This window comes from Hoyosella rhizosphaerae (assembly GCF_014643175.1).
Lineage (GTDB): Bacteria > Actinomycetota > Actinomycetes > Mycobacteriales > Mycobacteriaceae > Lolliginicoccus > Lolliginicoccus rhizosphaerae.
Window position 1 is genome coordinate 1 of record NZ_BMJH01000006.1, and the last position, 15,214, is coordinate 15,214.

Genomic DNA, 15,214 nt, shown 5'->3' on the forward strand with positions numbered 1-15,214 from the left:
AGTTTTCTCAACCCCCGGTGCACCGGCTCCGCGTCACAGCGGCGAGAACATAAGTTACACACAACCCACACCAAACACAAACCGCAACACGTCCAGTTGCCGAGAGCCACCACGGAGCCCTCATTCCAATCTGGCCAGTGTTAGTTCGGTGAGGCTCGATTCGGATTCGCTGGTACGCCGGCGTGCTGAACTAGGGCGTCTTCTCGCGTAAGCGCAGGCCCCGCATCCAGGAGTTTAAGAACATTCCACGGAACGGGCACTGCGGTGGCCTCAATTCCGAGTGCATCAGCATCTTCTCGGCTCGAAACCCCATATCGGACACCCGTGTCGGATACGTAGTGCGGGAGCCCCAGACGATGATCCGCATCTGAACTTTGTGAGGTGCGCGGCGAATGCCCAGCAACAGTCGAATACACATAGCGCCCGGACCCCGGTGGGATGTATACATCGTCGGCCCGCAGAACATCGGGGTCGCTCTCACCTACCCGTTGCACCAATGCGGCGCCGGCGGGCAGGGGTAGGTTCCGCCCAGTAGCAACTATTGGATTGTTGGCATCGCCCGACGTACCCCACGATCCGCAAATCACATCAATATCAGCGCCCTGAATCATGGTCGGCAACTTAGCTGGGTAGGATTCGACTGCAAGCGTCGTCACGGTCGGAACATTCCGTATGGCATCTGGCGGAATCACTGGGATCGCGCGCGCGCCGAGCGAATCAGTGAACCTAATTAAGTCGGCAACGGTCTCCCCCACCGCCTGAACACCATCAGCGAGAATCACGTAATGCTGAGTTTCACCAGCACGATTCACTTGAACGACTTCGCCGATCTTTCGACCAGCAACCGGCACATTGGGGTTCTCACCCTTATCCGAAATTGTCGGAGACTCCAGCGGAGGAACCTCCGGGATCGAACTCAGGAAACCTGCGTTCACCTCTCTCGGCTGGATGCCGTCGAGCCCAAACGCGCGAACGACTTCTCTTGCGCCAATATCGACACGGGCGCGGGTACCGCGGTAGATCAAGTAATGCTGTTGATCACGACGTACCAACACAGCAGTATTTTCGCCGTGGACTAACAGTTGTTCAGCCTCGCCGTCACTGCCTGCCTCGGGGTGAACTCCAACAATCACTGACGTTCGTCCGGCATCATCGCCACTTTTGGCAGTGTCACACACAGTCCAAAATTCATCAGGATGATCTACTGCCCTGACTGCCGAAGGCGCACCGAGAATCCCGAGCATGGGCCCCCGCGGATGCTTTGCAAGCTCATCCTCGTTCACCATCACCGCATCTTCGGTTTCCCCGAGAATGAGGCGCGCTGAAGCAAGATTCGTAACAGGATGGAATGTATCCCCCACCTGTACGTACATGCCTTTTGTCTCGCGCCCTACAGCGATCTTCGAGTCAGTCAAACGATCACGAGGGTCTAGCACAGCAAGCACCCCGCAACCTGCTATGCCAAGAACCGCGATCACGAGGCCCACGGTCAGAGCCCGGTTCTGTGCGCGAAGCGGATCAGTCAGCATCCGCACGTCTCCACGAATAAGAGCGTGGTCCATTCTTTTCAAATGAAACCGATATCCACTTACTTGCGTACGCGTCGTTACATTGCCCGCCATTGTTCCTCCCCTGAACTTGCGGTATCGCAGCGCAAACCCTGATAATTCCCCCTGTAGGATTTGCGGCTTCTTTGATAGTAGATCGCTGGGGGGCGATTTTCCATTACGCGCATAGGCGCATGGATAGCATTCAAAGGCTCAAACTGCACTTCAAGGGGGGAAAATGGAATCTTTAGTTTGCTGGCTGACCCAGCGCTATCGCGTCAGCGCCATGCTCACAGCTCAATGCATATTTTTTGTGGTTATAGCAGTTGGCCTTGTACTCGAATGGCCAGCAGTCTGGGCTGGATTTGGCGCTGTCTGCTTGGCATTAATCTGTCTGATCCCTATTCGAGGTCGCTACCTAACGTCGTGGTTGGCGATTGCAGCCACGAAGACGTTTAGCAGTCACGACCAGGGCGGCAATGACGAATCAGTGGTTGCGCTGTCTCGCGATGTCATGCAGTGCAACAACGGTGAAGCGTGCACCGTATTGGAGATCGTGACAGCACCTATCGTTCCAACAGCAACAAGCCCCGGCGCCTTCGCAGGGGCGATCAGTCTGCCGGTGGATGAACTCGCCTGCGCCCTGCAGCAATACGACATTGCCCTCAGCGGAATCGAGATAATCGTTCGCGGTCGCACCACTGAGCCGCATCACGCCCTAGGCGCAGCCTATTCCAGGATGCTGAGTCCACTTCCAGTCGCCGCCCAGCGACGAGCCTGGATTGTGGTTCGCCTTTCACCTAATGACGCACCCGACGCGGTGCGCCGTCGAGGCGGTGGAACGCGGGGAATTTGCGGAGTTCTCGACATAGCCACCAAGCGGATCCAAGGAGTACTGCGTGACCACGAAATCTCCACCGTACTGCGGACCACGAAATCGTTAGATGCAATTTCCGACACATTAATTCCGATGGATCGTGTATTTGGCATTGCTCCGTCCGCGATAAACACAGGATCGTTGCTCCACGTTTGGCAGCCAGGCGCTGCTGAGACAGCGCTGAACATCACTATCCGCCCCAACCACACTTCGAAGCAGGACCCGAGAGGCCCGCAGGCCTCTTACCAGGTAACAGCGATCGCAGGTTTAGCCCATCGCACGAACAACCCAGACGGCGTTGAACCTTCCAAGTTTCCTCGGACAATCCCGATGGCAGGGTTCAGGCCGTACGTCGATGAATGCTTCCGCCCCAACAGGATGGGCTCGCCGGAGACTGCGTGCGGGCGCGACGGCACCGCACTGCTATCGATAAGTGAACTCGCTCAACTTCATGTTCCTGTCATCGGCTGCGGTGTTCTGATCGGGGTGGATCAAGCAGGCCGGGCGGTAACCGCGCCAATTGCCAATCGCTCAGGCCAGCGCGTGAGCATCGAGGGCAGAATTCAACTTTTGCAGCAGCTCGTGCTCCGCGCAGCCGCAACAGGCGTCGATGTGCGTATCGCATCCGACCGCCCGCACGCATGGGCTCAGCTCACTTCGCCGCAATCTGGCTCACCAAATGTCGCGCTCTGCGACAAACCGTGGCCATCCTCGCCGACGAACATGCCGCACCTACTGGTTCTAGACGGCGCAAAAGAATCTCATCCTGCGCTTGGGGATCAGCCCCCGGGGGTGACGGTTCTCGATTTTGTCGACGCCATGCGCGACGACCTCTCCCCTAGCCAAGGTGTTGAATACGCCATTCGCATAATTCAATCTAACGAGGATCCACACCAGCTTCGGTTGATTTTTGGTCATAGACACGTGGATGTGGCAACGGTATCGATTCCTGAGGAAACGGACTATCTTCTTCGCAGTCAATCGCGCCGCGTACTTGCCGGGTAGCTTCAGCCCGATGCCCCAGTTGATCGTCCGATGGGTAATCCACTTTGATAAGAGTCAATCCGTGCGCAGGAGCGACGGTAATTGCACTTGATCGGTGACGCATCGTTAAAAGTTCGTCCGCCCACTCCGGCGGTCGTCGGCCTTCGCCGACGCCGAGGAGAGATCCGACAAGGCTACGGACCATCGACCAACAAAACGCATCCGCGGAAACGTGCACTTCGTGCTGGTGCCCATCGTTCAACCACTCGAGGCGTTGCAGTTGCCGGACGGTGGTGGCGCCTTCGCGCTTTCGACAGAACGCCGCAAAGTCATGTAGCCCAACTAGTCGCTGAGCTGCGTCCCTAACTAGATTCAAATCCAATGGTCGCGACCAAGCCAGCACGTCCCGAGCTAGCGGGCTCGCGCCATAGGGCGCGGTAGAAATGCGATAGATATAGTGACGGCGTAGAGCAGAGAAACGCGCATCAAATCCCTCTGGTGCACGATCAATGTGCAATACCCGAACGTCGCGTGGAAGTAATCGGCCAAGCCGACGCACAAGTGAGTTGAGGTCGTCCGGCACTGCGTTCTGTGGCACGTCCACATGAGCAACTTGTCCTGTTGCATGGACTCCTGCGTCTGTTCGTCCAGCGCAGGTCAACACTAAAGATTCGCGGAGAATAGTGCTGAGGGCTGTCTCAATATCACCAGCGACTGTGCGTTGGTTTCGTTGGGGCGCCCAACCTGAGAAGTCAGTTCCATCGTAGGCAATCGACAACCGAAGTCTTGTGACTTGCGGTGTCACAGCCGAAAGCCCGCCGCCCATTTCTGGACCGGCGGGCTTACGAACTAGAGGTGTGTCAGATGACATTCACGTCAGTCTTTCTTGGCCTCTTCAGCTTCAGCGGCATCGGCAGCTGTTGAGTTCTGATCTTCAACAGCGTCGATGATCTCTTCAGCGGTTTCAGTCGCATTGTCGTCCGAAGCAGCAATCTCTTCAGCAACGACGTTGTTGTCGTCGGCATCAGAAGTCGCCGGCGCTGCGGCGGTCTGCGATGCTGCGACACGACGTGCACGGTCAGCCTCAGAAGTTACGGTCTGCTCCCCGACCAACTCGATCACTGCCATGGGGGCATTGTCGCCCTTACGTGGGAGTGTCTTGATGATGCGGGTGTAGCCGCCATCACGCTCTGAAAAGTGCGGCCCGATTTCCGCGAAAAGCTTGTGAACAACAGCTTTGTTGCGGATCGTCTTCAGAACTTCGCGACGGTGAGAGAGGTCACCCTTTTTAGCGTGGGTAACCAGCTTCTCTGCAAGCGGGCGAAGTTTGCGGGCTTTGGCCTCGGTGGTCGTGATGCGGCCGTGCTCGAACAGCGACGTCGCGAGGTTCGACAGAATTAACTTCTGATGCGACGCCGAGCCGCCAAGGCGCGGCCCCTTGGTGGGCTTGGGCATGGTGATGCTCCTCTGGAATCGCCAACCCCGGTTATTTCCACCGAGGGCGGGTGAAAGGTGTGATTAAAGCTGTTCAGTTTCGGCGTAGTCCTGCTCGGCGTAGTCACCGTCGCCGTCGGTGTCGCTCCATGTACCTGTTGCCGCATCATATCCGACCACAGCGGACGGATCGAATGGGCCAGGGCTGTCTTTCAGCGACAACCCAAGGGTGTGGAGCTTCACTTTGACTTCGTCGATTGACTTCTGGCCGAAGTTACGGATGTCAAGGAGGTCTGACTCAGTGCGACTAACGAGCTCACCAACGGTGTGAACGCCTTCGCGCTTGAGGCAGTTGTACGAACGCACAGTCAGGTCTAGTTGCTCAATAGGCATTGCGTAGGCGGCGATGTGGTCGGCTTCCTGCGGTGAGGGGCCGATCTCGATACCTTCTGATTCCACGTTGAGTTCGCGGCAAAGCCCGAACAACTCAACGAGGGTTTTGCCTGCTGAAGCAACAGCGTCACGTGGGGAGATCGAGTTCTTCGTTTCGACATCGACAACTAGCCGGTCAAAGTCGGTGCGCTGCTCAACGCGAGTCGCTTCGACTTTGTATGTCACTTTCAAGACCGGTGAGTAGATCGCGTCCATCGGAATACGCCCAATTTCCGCACCTGAAGCTTTGTTCTGCAATGCAGGAACGTAGCCACGTCCACGCTCAACGACAAGTTCGATCTCGAGATGACCTTTGTCGTTAAGTGTCGCGATGTGCAGGTCAGGGTTGTGGACCTCGACGCCGGCTGGAGGAACGATATCCCCTGCCGTGACAGCTCCAGGCCCCTGCTTGCGCACGTACATCGTGACCGGCTCGTCTTCCTCAGAACTCACAACCAAGTTCTTGAGGTTAAGGATGATTTCGGTTACGTCTTCCTTAACACCTGGAACAGTGGTGAATTCATGCAAAACACCATCAATCCTGATGCTCGTCACTGCTGCACCGGGAATAGATGACAGCAAAGTGCGGCGCAGTGAGTTACCCAGCGTGTATCCAAAACCGGGCTCCAGTGGTTCGATGGTGAACCTGGACCGATTCTCTACAACAAATTCTTCGCTGAGTTCAGGACGCTGTGAGATAAGCATGCGTGGTTCTTCCTCCTTGCGGCATCCGCTATTTGATGCCGAGTGCGAGAGATCAGGGTGCCCACCCTTTGTGGGCACCCTTCGTCAGGACTACTTCGAGTAGTACTCGACGATAAGCTGTTCCTGCAGTGCAACGTCGATTTGTTCGCGAGTTGGTTCACGGTGAACCAAGATGCGAAGCTTCGACGGCACAACCTGCAGCCAGCCTGGTGCTTTGCGCTCGGTGATCAGTTCTCGTGCAAGTTCCAGCGGAACTGTGTTCAAGGACTGTGGCCGTACGTCAATGATGTCGTACTGCGAGACGCGGTAGCTTGGGATGTCAACGCGCTTGTTGTTCACCATGAAGTGACCGTGGGTAACGAGTTGACGTGCCTGCCGACGCGTGCGAGCGAAGCCCGCGCGGTAAACAACATTGTCGAGTCGCGTTTCGAGGATGCGCAAAAGGTTCTCGCCTGTTTTGCCTGGGCGACGAACTGACTCCTGGTAGTAACGACGGAACTGCTTCTCCATCACACCGTAGGTGAAGCGAGCTTTCTGCTTCTCCTGTAGCTGGAGGAGGTATTCACTTTCCTTGATCCGCGCGCGGCCGTGCTGGCCGGGCGGGTATGGGCGACGCTCAAACGCCTGGTCGCCACCAACAAGGTCCACCCGAAGTCGACGCGACTTGCGGGTTATGGGACCGGTATAACGTGCCATTGTGTGACCCTTCCCTTCCTGTTAGACGCGACGACGCTTGGGCGGACGGCAGCCATTGTGTGGTTGTGGCGTGACATCGGAAATTGCACCGACCTCAAGTCCAGCAGCCTGCAATGAGCGAATTGCGGTCTCGCGGCCGGAGCCGGGGCCCTTAACGAATACGTCGACCTTCTTCACGCCGTGTTCTTGCGCTTTACGAGCTGCGCTTTCGGCGGCCATCTGAGCGGCGAAGGGAGTCGACTTACGTGAGCCCTTGAAGCCAACGTGACCTGAGGAAGCCCAGGAAATAACGTTGCCGAGGGGGTCAGTGATCGACACGATCGTGTTGTTGAAGGTGCTCTTGATGTGCGCATGACCGTGCGCAATGTTCTTCTTCTCGCGGCGGCGGGTCTTCTGGACCTTCTTTCCGCCTGCCACGCGTGACTTAGGGGGCATTTTTTACCTTGCCTTCTTCTTGCCGGCGATAGTCTTCTTCGGACCTTTTCGTGTGCGCGCATTGGTCTTTGTGCGCTGACCACGAACAGGTAGGCCACGCCGGTGACGAAGCCCCTGGTAGCAGCCGATCTCCATCTTGCGGCGAATGTTGGCCTGCACCTCGCGGCGAAGGTCACCTTCAATCTTGAATTCGCGCTCGATGTATTCGCGAAGTGTCGCGATGTCTTCATCGGTCAGATCTTTGGTTCGCAGATCAGGGCTGATGCCTGTGTCCGCGAGGATCTTCTGTGAACGTGTACGTCCTACACCAAAAATGTAGGTGAGCGCGATCTCCATGCGCTTATCGCGCGGCAGATCAACGCCTACTAGCCGTGCCATGCGGCAGTTTCCTCTCATTTGCGGAGGTCTGCTCCCAGCCCGTCCCCAACGCTGCAGTTGCCCGCAATGCTAAGGCCTCGGCCTCCGTCCGAGGGGAGCCCGTCCGCGTATCGGACAGGTGGTGCTGGGAGGTTCTCTTAGTGCTGTGCTTCATGGGGTCAAATCCATACACATGTTCGCGCGGTAGACGACCCCAATAAAGAAGCGTTCCTACATTTCACAGGCTCACAATGTTCCGGAGAACTCGTCGTCAACTTGCGAATACGCAGAAGATTTACTTGTAGCGGTAGACGATCCGGCCTCGCGACAGGTCGTAAGGAGACAACTCCACCACTACGCGGTCCTCTGGGAGAATTCTGATGTAGTGCTGGCGCATTTTTCCACTGATGTGCGCAAGTACTTTGTGGCCATTTTCCAATTCCACTCGGAACATTGCATTGGGAAGGGGCTCAATAACCCGTCCCTCAACCTCAATGGCGCCGTCTTTCTTAGCCATGTCCTCCGCGATCCCGGGCAGAGCTCACCCCGGCCCATTAGTCTGCCATTTCATTCGAACTTCGTTGGTGCGTAATGCACCAACGAACTATGATACGCACCATTGCAGGCAGAACAAAATCAGTGGGTGCGTGAACTACTGGCTGACCGGGTTTCCTGCGCAGGATTCCTGCACAGGATTGCGTAGCGTCGAGCTAAGGTCGGTTCGTCAGAATCAGCGGACCGTCTTCGGTCACAGCCACCGTATGTTCCCAATGTGCGGCTTTGCTGCCATCAGTCGTGACGACAGTCCACTCGTCGTCAAGAATTCGGGTATCTACGGTGCCGAGTGTAAGCATAGGTTCAATAGCGAGAACGGATCCGACTACGAGTTCTGGACCTTTGCCGCCAGGCCCCTCGTTCGGAAGAAAAGGGTCCAGGTGCATTTCGCGCCCGATTGCGTGTCCACCGTAGCCGTCAACAATCCCGTATGCCCGGCCGTGCTCTTTTTCTAAAGCACGGGTGCCCAGTTCCAGTGCGTGTGAAACATCGGTGAGACGATTGCCTGGGATCATCGCTGCCATTCCCGCCTCGAGCGTGCGACGAGTGGCCTCACTCAGATCCGAATCAGCTTTGCTGAGCTGCCCTATTCCGAACGTCCACGCTGAGTCGCCGTGCCAGCCGTCGAGGATTGCGCCACAGTCGATGGATACAAGGTCGCCGTCTTGCAGAACTCGCGAACCCGGAATGCCGTGGACTACCTCCTCGTTCACGGACACACAAATTGACCCACTGAAACCGTGATAGCCAAGGAACGACGGAATTGCGTTGGCTTGTCGAATTGTCGCTTCAGCTACTTCATCGAGTTCCTGCGTCGTGATTCCTGCGCGCGCCGCCTCGCGAACTGCGACGAGAGTGCGGCCGACAATATCGCCGGCCGCACGCATCGCTTCCAACTCACCAACTGTACGGAAGGGAACTACTTTACGTCGTCTGAGTCGCACTATCTGCCGTGCTTACTTTCCCAGGGCCTTGAGGGCGCGGGCGTTGATCTCATCGACCTCGCCTACCCCATCAACTGTCTTAACGATTTTTTCGTAGTGACTCAGGAGCGGGGCAGTCTCGTCCCGGTACACGTGAAGCCTGGTGCGGATCACATCTTCGTTGTCATCTGCGCGTCCGCGCTCGAGCATGCGAGCGACGACTACATCTTCGTCGACTACGAATGAAACGACCGCGTCCAAGGAGGTGCCATGCTCATCGAGCATCTTCTCAAGGGCCTCAGCCTGATCTACGGTGCGAGGGTAGCCGTCAAGGAGAAAGCCATTTGATGCGTCTGGTTCCTCGATGCGCTGTTCAACCATTCGGTTGGTGATGTCGCTAGGAACAAGCTTTCCGGCATCTGTATAGGACTTCGCTTCAAGACCTAGTGGAGTGCCTTGGCCAATGTTCGCTCTGAACAGGTCACCCGTCGAAATGTGCGGAATGCCAAGTTTCTCGGAGAGTATGGCCGCCTGCGTGCCTTTTCCTGCTCCGGGGGGACCGAGTAATACGATTCTCACTTCAAGAACCCTTCGTAGTTGCGCTGCATCAGCTGGCTTTCAATTTGCCTCACTGTATCGAGTGCTACGACCACCATGATGAGAACGGCAGATCCACCAAATGGAATGCTCTGCATCTCTGAGCCGCTGCCCGCGTTGAGGAAGACGTTAGGCAAGACAGCTATCGTACCGAGATATATCGATCCCGGTAGCGTGATCCGGTTCAGAACAAACTGCAGATACTCTGCCGTCGGACGTCCAGGGCGAATCCCTGGAATGAATCCGCCGTACTTCTTCATCTCCTCAGCCCGATCCTCAGGGTTGAAAGTAATTGAGACGTAGAAGAACGTGAAGAACATGATCAACGCAAAGTAGAACAGGATGTATACCGGGCTACCTGGGTTCATGAGGTGTTCAGTCATGAACCGCTGCCATGCTGGTGGCTCGTCTTGTCCTACCGTCAACTGCACTGCCAGGAAAGGCATGTATAGCAACGATGAGGCGAAAATAACCGGAATAACACCGGCCTGGTTTACCTTGAGCGGCAAGTAAGTAGAAGTGCCGCCATACATCCGGCGACCGACCATTCGCTTGGCGTACTGCACTGGAATTCTGCGTTGTCCCTGCTCGACGAAAACAACACCAGTAATAATCACGGCGGCAGCAATACACACGAGCGTAAAGGTGACTCCGCCACGGCTCTGCAGGATGTTGTTGCCTTCAACGGGGATCATCGCGGCGATGCCGGCAAAGATCAGCAGCGACATTCCGTTGCCTACGCCGCGTTCGGTCACGAGCTCACCGAACCACATCAGCAGTGTTGCACCGGCTGTCATGGTGAGGACGAGAACAATCAGACCGAAGACGCTTTCATCAGCGATAATCGGCAAATCACACTGCAATAGCTGACGATTTCGCGCTAGCGCCGCAATACCGGTCGCTTGCAGCAAAGCAAGAGCAACTGCAAGGTACCTGGTGTACTGGGTCATCTTTGCTTGCCCAGTTTGGCCCTCCTTGCGGAGTTGCTCAAACTTGGGGATCACGACAGTAAGCAGCTGAACGATAATGCTCGCTGTGATGTACGGAATGACACCGATCGCGAACACCGACAACTGCAGCAGTGCACCGCCAGAGAACAAGTTGATCAGTGAGTACAGGCCTGCGGCATCACCACCAGTGGCGATCTCTACGCATTGCTGGATGTTTTGAAAGTCGACACCCGGCGATGGAACCTGGGCGCCGAGACGGTAAAGAACAACAATCCACAGCGTGAAGAGAATCTTCCGCCTCAGGTCTGGTGTCCTGACGGCCGTTACGAAGGCGGAGAGCAACGATCCTCCTGGCTTGGACGGTAATAAAGACAATGTGTACGTGCGCAACCGCCAGTCGAATTGTCGACTGGCGGACTCGGTCACAACTCTAACAGGATTTCCGAGAGACTCTCGTTTACCGCTGCGATCGGCCCCTACGTGGTGACCAACTTCGTGACGAGTTCAAACAGCATAGGAGGCCGTCAGGGATATAAAACCCTCACGGCCTCCTATGCTATAGCTCACAGACTCGTGAACAAATCACAGTTCGGTGGCTGTACCACCAGCAGCAGCGATCTTTTCCTTGGCGGAACCGGAGAACTTGTGTGCGGTGAGTTGAATCGCCACACTAACGTCGCCGTCGCCCAGTACTTTCACGAGCTCGTTCTTGCGGACTAGACCTGCCTTGACGAGGTCGTCGACACCGAGGGTGCCACCATCCGGGAATACCCGTGCAATGTCAGAAACATTGACTGGTTGGTATTCGGTGCGGAACCGGTTCTTGAAGCCCTTGAGCTTAGGTAGTCGCATGTGCAGTGGCATTTGGCCACCTTCGAATGCAACAGGCACCTGCTTGCGAGCCTTAGTTCCCTTTGTTCCACGTCCTGCGGTTTTACCCTTGGATCCTTCACCGCGACCAACGCGGGTCTTGTCCTTCTTTGACCCTTCAGCGGGGCGAAGGTGATGCAGTTTGATCGTCATGATCAGACCTCCTCAACTGACACGAGGTGGCGCACCTTGTGGATCAGTCCCAAATTTTGTGGTGTGTCCTCACGGACCACCGAGTGACGGATTCGTTTGAGTCCGAGTGTGCGAATACTCTCGCGCTGTGTGTGATTAGCACCCACTGTGCTGCGCACCTGGGTGATCTTCAGTTCGGCCATCGTTATGCCCCCTGACCTGCTGCTCGTGCACGAAGCATACCTGCTGGCGCAACGTGTTCGATGGGCAGCCCACGACGGGCTGCTACTTCTTCAGGTCGCTGCAGTTGCTTAAGCGCATCGACAGTTGCGTGAACAACGTTGATTGCGTTGTCGCTACCGAGTGACTTCGACAGGATGTCGTGGATGCCCGCACATTCCAGAACGGCACGCACAGCACCACCAGCAATAACACCGGTACCGGGGCTAGCTGGGCGGAGCATTACAACACCGGCTGCAGCCTCACCCTGAATTGGGTGTGTGATGGTTCCAGCGATCATTGGGACCCGGAAGAAGTTCTTGCGAGCTTCCTCTACGCCCTTCTGGATTGCCGCAGGAACTTCTTTGGCTTTTCCGTAGCCCACACCGACGACACCGTTGCCGTCACCGACGACGACGAGCGCAGTGAAGCTGAAGCGGCGACCGCCCTTAACCACTTTGGCAACGCGGTTAATAGCGATAACGCGCTCTAGGTGGTTTGACTTTTCCGCTGGAGCACCACGGCCGCCATCGCGGCGATCGCGGCGCTCGCGGCGGTCATTGGATTCGCCGCCGTTCGGGTTGTTATTTCCGGCGGGTCCGCTTCCGCCGTCACGCCGACTACGTCCCGGCATCAGGCTTTCCTTCCGTTCGTACGATCTGGGGTGTTCGAGGTGGTGTTCAACATCAGAACTTAAGGCCACCTTCACGTGCTGCATCGGCTAGCGCGGCAATTCTGCCGTGATAGGTGTAGCCACCGCGGTCGAACACGACCGCATTGATTCCGGCTTCGATTGCACGCTCGGCGATAAGTGTTCCGACCTTAGCGCTCAGTGCCTTTTTGTCACCTTCGACCGCTTGAACGTCGGGTTCCATCGTCGATGCTGAGGCGAGTGTGCGACCAGCAATGTCGTCGATCAGTTGAACGTGAATGTGCCGCGATGAGCGGTGCACTGCGAGGCGAGGACGCTCGGGACTTCCTGAAACCTTCTTGCGGAGGCGGAAGTGACGACGTGCTCGCGAAATACGACGCTGTGTAGACGCATCGGTACCTAGCGGTGTACGGCTGATGGGCTTGTTTGATGACTTCGTTTGTGTCTGGCTCATGATCACTTACCCGTCTTTCCTTCCTTGCGACGGATCTGTTCACCGGCGTACCGGATCCCCTTACCCTTGTAGGGGTCGGGACGCCGCAAACGGCGAATGTTAGCCGCGATCTGCCCGACTTGTTGCTTATTAATTCCCGAGATCGAGAATTTGGTTGGCGTCTCAACCTTGAAGGTGATGCCTTCTGGTGCCTCGATGGGAACTGGGTGGCTGTAGCCGAGTGCAAACTCGAGGTTTGAACCCTTCTGCTGAACCCTGTAACCAACGCCGTGGATCTCCATGTTGGTGGTGTAACCCTGGGTTACGCCAACAACCATGTTGTGGATCAACGTCCGTGACAGACCGTGGAGCGAACGGCTCTTACGCTCGTCATCGGGGCGTGAAATTTCGATGGTTCCGTTGTCTGTTCGTGCGACGGTGATTGGTTGACTCACCTCGAGCGAAAGAGTCCCCTTGGGGCCCTTGACGACAACATTCTGTCCGTCGATGTTGACGTCAACACCTGATGGAACGGCTACTGGATCTTTTCCGATACGTGACATGTCGTGGCCTCCCTCACCAGACGTAGGCGAGGACTTCCCCACCCACACCCTGAGTCGCAGCCTGACGGTCGGTGAGTAGACCTGTCGACGTGGAAATAATCGCCACGCCTAGCCCGCCCAGCACCTTCGGCAAGTTTGTTGATTTTGCATAAACTCGAAGACCTGGCTTCGACACACGACGCAAGCCGGCGATAGCCCGCTCACGTGTGGGGCCGTACTTCAGGTCGACAATGAGCGATTGACCCACGCGAGCGGGTTCGCTGCGGTATCCGGCGATGTAACCCTCACGTTGGAGGATCTCCGCGATATTCGCTTTTAGCTTGGAGTGCGGCATTTTGACGGTGTCGTGAAATGCCGAGTTTGCATTGCGCAGACGCGTTAGCATATCTGCGACCGGATCGGTCATGGTCATGGGAGTGACCTACTCACCTTTCTCACTACGGTTCCCGAGGGCCTATAGCGAAGTGGATATGGAGATACTGGGTTCACAACCAAGAGGCACCGACCAGGCGGCGTCTGCCGCAAGGCCGATGCTCTTGCGCTGTGGAGTCACTTGGGGGTGACTCAGGCTTCTTTGAAGGGGAAGCCGAGGTGCTTGAGCAGGGCACGGCCTTCTTCGTCGTTGGTGGCCGAGGTGACAACCGTGATGTTCATGCCGCGTGGGCGATCAATGGAGTCAATATCGATTTCGTGGAACATCGACTGCTCGTTGAGACCGAACGTGTAGTTACCGTGTCCGTCGAATTGCTTCGGCGAAAGGCCTCGGAAGTCGCGGATACGAGGAAGCGCGATGGTCACGAGGCGGTCAAGGAATTCCCACATGCGATCGCCACGAAGTGTGACGCGCGCACCGATTGGCATGCCTTCGCGAAGCTTGAACTGCGCGATTGACTTCCTGGCGCGACGAATCTCAGGCTTCTGACCTGTGATCAGAGTGAGGTCACGGACAGCGCCATTAATCAGCTTCGCATCACGGGCAGCGTCACCGACACCCATGTTTACAACGACCTTAACGACACCGGGGATCTGCATGACGTTGGCGTAGTCAAACTCGCCTGCCAATGCATCTTTGATCTCGCTGCGGTACCGAGCTTTCAGACGAGGCTGAATCTTGTTTTCAACAGATGTCATGATCAGATGTCCTTCCCGGTCTTACGGGAGATACGGACGTTCTTACCCGTGTCCTCATCGCGTCGGATCCCAACGCGAGTTGGGTTACCGTCTGCATCAACGACCATGACATTGGAAACGTGAATTGGCGCTTCCTGCGTCACGATTCCGCCGGTTTGGGCGCCCCGCTGATTTGCCGAAACTGGTGTGTGTTTTTTCATCCGGTTGACGCCCTCAACGAGGACTTTCTGACGCTTGGGGTAAGCCTCGATGACTTTGCCCTTTGCGCCTTTGTCTTTTCCAGAAATGACGAGGACTGTATCGCCCTTACGTACCTTCATCACAGCACCTCCGGCGCCAACGAAACGATCTTCATGAAACGCTTGTCACGAAGCTCACGACCGACAGGACCGAAGATTCGGGTGCCACGTGGATCCGTTGCGTTCTTCAGAATGACCGCTGCGTTCTCATCGAACCGAATGTACGAGCCGTCTGAACGGCGTCGTTCTTTCTTGGTCCGGACAATTACGGCCTTAACCACGTCGCCGCGTTTGACGTTTCCGCCAGGGATGGCTTCCTTTACGGTAGCGACAATTACATCGCCGATCCCGGCGTACCTACGGCCCGAGCCACCGAGTACACGGATGCAGAGGATTTCCCTCGCCCCGGTGTTGTCGGCTACGCGAAGCCGCGATTCTTGCTGAATCACTGTTCACTCCTGAACCTGGATTTGTGCATAGGTA

20 protein-coding genes and 1 pseudogene are annotated in these 15,214 nt (G+C 56.5%); 1 reads left to right on the forward strand and 20 read right to left on the reverse strand.

Annotation, left to right across the window (positions count from 1 at the left end; all coding sequences use genetic code 11):
* Positions 1–140: 140 nt before the first annotated feature.
* Entirely contained in the window at positions 141–1,622 is a 1,482-nt protein-coding gene (gene eccB / locus IEW73_RS16185; protein ID WP_188677835.1) for a type VII secretion protein EccB, read from the reverse strand.
* A 211-nt stretch (positions 1,623–1,833) separates the two neighbouring features.
* Here eccB and eccE point away from each other — a divergent pair.
* Positions 1,834–2,496 (forward strand): annotated as a pseudogene (gene eccE / locus IEW73_RS16610) (type VII secretion protein EccE); the annotation flags it as partial.
* Positions 2,497–3,301: 805 nt separating this feature from the next.
* On the opposite strand, the gene truA reads toward eccE, so the two are convergent.
* From truA to rplN, 19 genes are all read right to left on the reverse strand, one after another.
* Positions 3,302–4,234 (reverse strand): tRNA pseudouridine(38-40) synthase TruA, encoded by a 933-nt coding sequence (gene truA, locus IEW73_RS16190; protein WP_229676086.1) that lies wholly within the window; start codon positions 4,232–4,234, stop codon positions 3,302–3,304.
* 50 nt (positions 4,235–4,284) lie between these two features.
* Positions 4,285–4,863 (reverse strand): 50S ribosomal protein L17, encoded by a 579-nt coding sequence (gene rplQ / locus IEW73_RS16195; RefSeq protein ID WP_188677841.1) that lies wholly within the window; start codon positions 4,861–4,863, stop codon positions 4,285–4,287.
* Between the two features lie 63 nt (positions 4,864–4,926).
* The gene (locus tag IEW73_RS16200) at positions 4,927–5,979 is read right to left on the reverse strand and encodes a DNA-directed RNA polymerase subunit alpha (RefSeq protein WP_188677845.1); all 1,053 of its coding nucleotides are present in this window, start codon (positions 5,977–5,979) and stop codon (positions 4,927–4,929) included.
* Positions 5,980–6,069: 90 nt separating this feature from the next.
* A complete protein-coding gene (rpsD, locus tag IEW73_RS16205; protein WP_188677856.1) occupies positions 6,070–6,675 on the reverse strand; it encodes a 30S ribosomal protein S4 in 606 nt (201 codons plus the stop codon).
* Positions 6,676–6,696: 21 nt separating this feature from the next.
* Positions 6,697–7,110, reverse strand: a complete 414-nt coding sequence (gene rpsK / locus IEW73_RS16210) for a 30S ribosomal protein S11 (protein WP_188677868.1) — start codon at positions 7,108–7,110, stop codon at positions 6,697–6,699.
* A 3-nt stretch (positions 7,111–7,113) separates the two neighbouring features.
* Positions 7,114–7,488, reverse strand: a complete 375-nt coding sequence (rpsM, locus tag IEW73_RS16215; RefSeq protein ID WP_188677871.1) for a 30S ribosomal protein S13 — start codon at positions 7,486–7,488, stop codon at positions 7,114–7,116.
* Positions 7,489–7,762: 274 nt separating this feature from the next.
* A complete protein-coding gene (gene infA / locus IEW73_RS16220) occupies positions 7,763–7,984 on the reverse strand; it encodes a translation initiation factor IF-1 (protein ID WP_005443304.1) in 222 nt (73 codons plus the stop codon).
* A 193-nt stretch (positions 7,985–8,177) separates the two neighbouring features.
* Positions 8,178–8,969 (reverse strand): type I methionyl aminopeptidase, encoded by a 792-nt coding sequence (gene map / locus IEW73_RS16225; protein WP_188677981.1) that lies wholly within the window; start codon positions 8,967–8,969, stop codon positions 8,178–8,180.
* A 9-nt stretch (positions 8,970–8,978) separates the two neighbouring features.
* Positions 8,979–9,524, reverse strand: coding sequence for an adenylate kinase (locus tag IEW73_RS16230; RefSeq protein WP_188677873.1), 546 nt, complete (start codon positions 9,522–9,524; stop codon positions 8,979–8,981).
* A complete protein-coding gene (gene secY, locus IEW73_RS16235; protein WP_188677984.1) occupies positions 9,521–10,834 on the reverse strand; it encodes a preprotein translocase subunit SecY in 1,314 nt (437 codons plus the stop codon). Before secY ends, IEW73_RS16230 begins: the two co-directional genes overlap by 4 nt.
* A 240-nt stretch (positions 10,835–11,074) precedes the next feature.
* Entirely contained in the window at positions 11,075–11,515 is a 441-nt protein-coding gene (rplO, locus tag IEW73_RS16240; protein WP_188677876.1) for a 50S ribosomal protein L15, read from the reverse strand.
* 2 nt (positions 11,516–11,517) lie between these two features.
* Positions 11,518–11,697: a 50S ribosomal protein L30 gene (gene rpmD, locus IEW73_RS16245; RefSeq protein ID WP_188677880.1), complete on the reverse strand. Its 180-nt coding sequence runs from the start codon at positions 11,695–11,697 to the stop codon at positions 11,518–11,520.
* Positions 11,698–11,699: 2 nt separating this feature from the next.
* Positions 11,700–12,347: a 30S ribosomal protein S5 gene (gene rpsE / locus IEW73_RS16250; RefSeq protein ID WP_188677884.1), complete on the reverse strand. Its 648-nt coding sequence runs from the start codon at positions 12,345–12,347 to the stop codon at positions 11,700–11,702.
* A 52-nt stretch (positions 12,348–12,399) separates the two neighbouring features.
* Positions 12,400–12,819, reverse strand: coding sequence for a 50S ribosomal protein L18 (gene rplR, locus IEW73_RS16255; protein ID WP_188677888.1), 420 nt, complete (start codon positions 12,817–12,819; stop codon positions 12,400–12,402).
* A 2-nt stretch (positions 12,820–12,821) separates the two neighbouring features.
* Complete coding sequence (rplF, locus tag IEW73_RS16260) at positions 12,822–13,361, reverse strand: 50S ribosomal protein L6 (protein WP_188677892.1); 540 nt, start codon at positions 13,359–13,361, stop codon at positions 12,822–12,824.
* A 13-nt stretch (positions 13,362–13,374) separates the two neighbouring features.
* A complete protein-coding gene (gene rpsH / locus IEW73_RS16265; protein ID WP_188677895.1) occupies positions 13,375–13,773 on the reverse strand; it encodes a 30S ribosomal protein S8 in 399 nt (132 codons plus the stop codon).
* A gap of 152 nt (positions 13,774–13,925) precedes the next feature.
* Positions 13,926–14,492 (reverse strand): 50S ribosomal protein L5, encoded by a 567-nt coding sequence (gene rplE / locus IEW73_RS16270; protein WP_188677898.1) that lies wholly within the window; start codon positions 14,490–14,492, stop codon positions 13,926–13,928.
* A 2-nt stretch (positions 14,493–14,494) separates the two neighbouring features.
* Positions 14,495–14,812 (reverse strand): 50S ribosomal protein L24, encoded by a 318-nt coding sequence (gene rplX / locus IEW73_RS16275; RefSeq protein ID WP_188677901.1) that lies wholly within the window; start codon positions 14,810–14,812, stop codon positions 14,495–14,497.
* The gene (gene rplN, locus IEW73_RS16280; RefSeq protein ID WP_188677904.1) at positions 14,812–15,180 is read right to left on the reverse strand and encodes a 50S ribosomal protein L14; all 369 of its coding nucleotides are present in this window, start codon (positions 15,178–15,180) and stop codon (positions 14,812–14,814) included. Before rplN ends, rplX begins: the two co-directional genes overlap by 1 nt.
* Between the last annotated feature and the right edge of the window lie 34 nt (positions 15,181–15,214).

Coding starts and splice junctions, on each gene's coding strand:
- eccB (WP_188677835.1), bottom strand. CDS start 1,622: ATGGCGGGCAATGTAACGACGCGTACGCAAGTAAGTGGATATCGGTTT.
- truA (WP_229676086.1), bottom strand. CDS start 4,234: ATGGGCGGCGGGCTTTCGGCTGTGACACCGCAAGTCACAAGACTTCGG.
- rplQ (WP_188677841.1), bottom strand. CDS start 4,863: ATGCCCAAGCCCACCAAGGGGCCGCGCCTTGGCGGCTCGGCGTCGCAT.
- IEW73_RS16200 (WP_188677845.1), bottom strand. CDS start 5,979: ATGCTTATCTCACAGCGTCCTGAACTCAGCGAAGAATTTGTTGTAGAG.
- rpsD (WP_188677856.1), bottom strand. CDS start 6,675: ATGGCACGTTATACCGGTCCCATAACCCGCAAGTCGCGTCGACTTCGG.
- rpsK (WP_188677868.1), bottom strand. CDS start 7,110: ATGCCCCCTAAGTCACGCGTGGCAGGCGGAAAGAAGGTCCAGAAGACC.
- rpsM (WP_188677871.1), bottom strand. CDS start 7,488: ATGGCACGGCTAGTAGGCGTTGATCTGCCGCGCGATAAGCGCATGGAG.
- infA (WP_005443304.1), bottom strand. CDS start 7,984: ATGGCTAAGAAAGACGGCGCCATTGAGGTTGAGGGACGGGTTATTGAG.
- rplO (WP_188677876.1), bottom strand. CDS start 11,515: ATGACGATCAAACTGCATCACCTTCGCCCCGCTGAAGGGTCAAAGAAG.
- rpmD (WP_188677880.1), bottom strand. CDS start 11,697: ATGGCCGAACTGAAGATCACCCAGGTGCGCAGCACAGTGGGTGCTAAT.
- rpsE (WP_188677884.1), bottom strand. CDS start 12,347: ATGCCGGGACGTAGTCGGCGTGACGGCGGAAGCGGACCCGCCGGAAAT.
- rplR (WP_188677888.1), bottom strand. CDS start 12,819: ATGAGCCAGACACAAACGAAGTCATCAAACAAGCCCATCAGCCGTACA.
- rplF (WP_188677892.1), bottom strand. CDS start 13,361: ATGTCACGTATCGGAAAAGATCCAGTAGCCGTTCCATCAGGTGTTGAC.
- rpsH (WP_188677895.1), bottom strand. CDS start 13,773: ATGACCATGACCGATCCGGTCGCAGATATGCTAACGCGTCTGCGCAAT.
- rplE (WP_188677898.1), bottom strand. CDS start 14,492: ATGACATCTGTTGAAAACAAGATTCAGCCTCGTCTGAAAGCTCGGTAC.
- rplX (WP_188677901.1), bottom strand. CDS start 14,812: ATGAAGGTACGTAAGGGCGATACAGTCCTCGTCATTTCTGGAAAAGAC.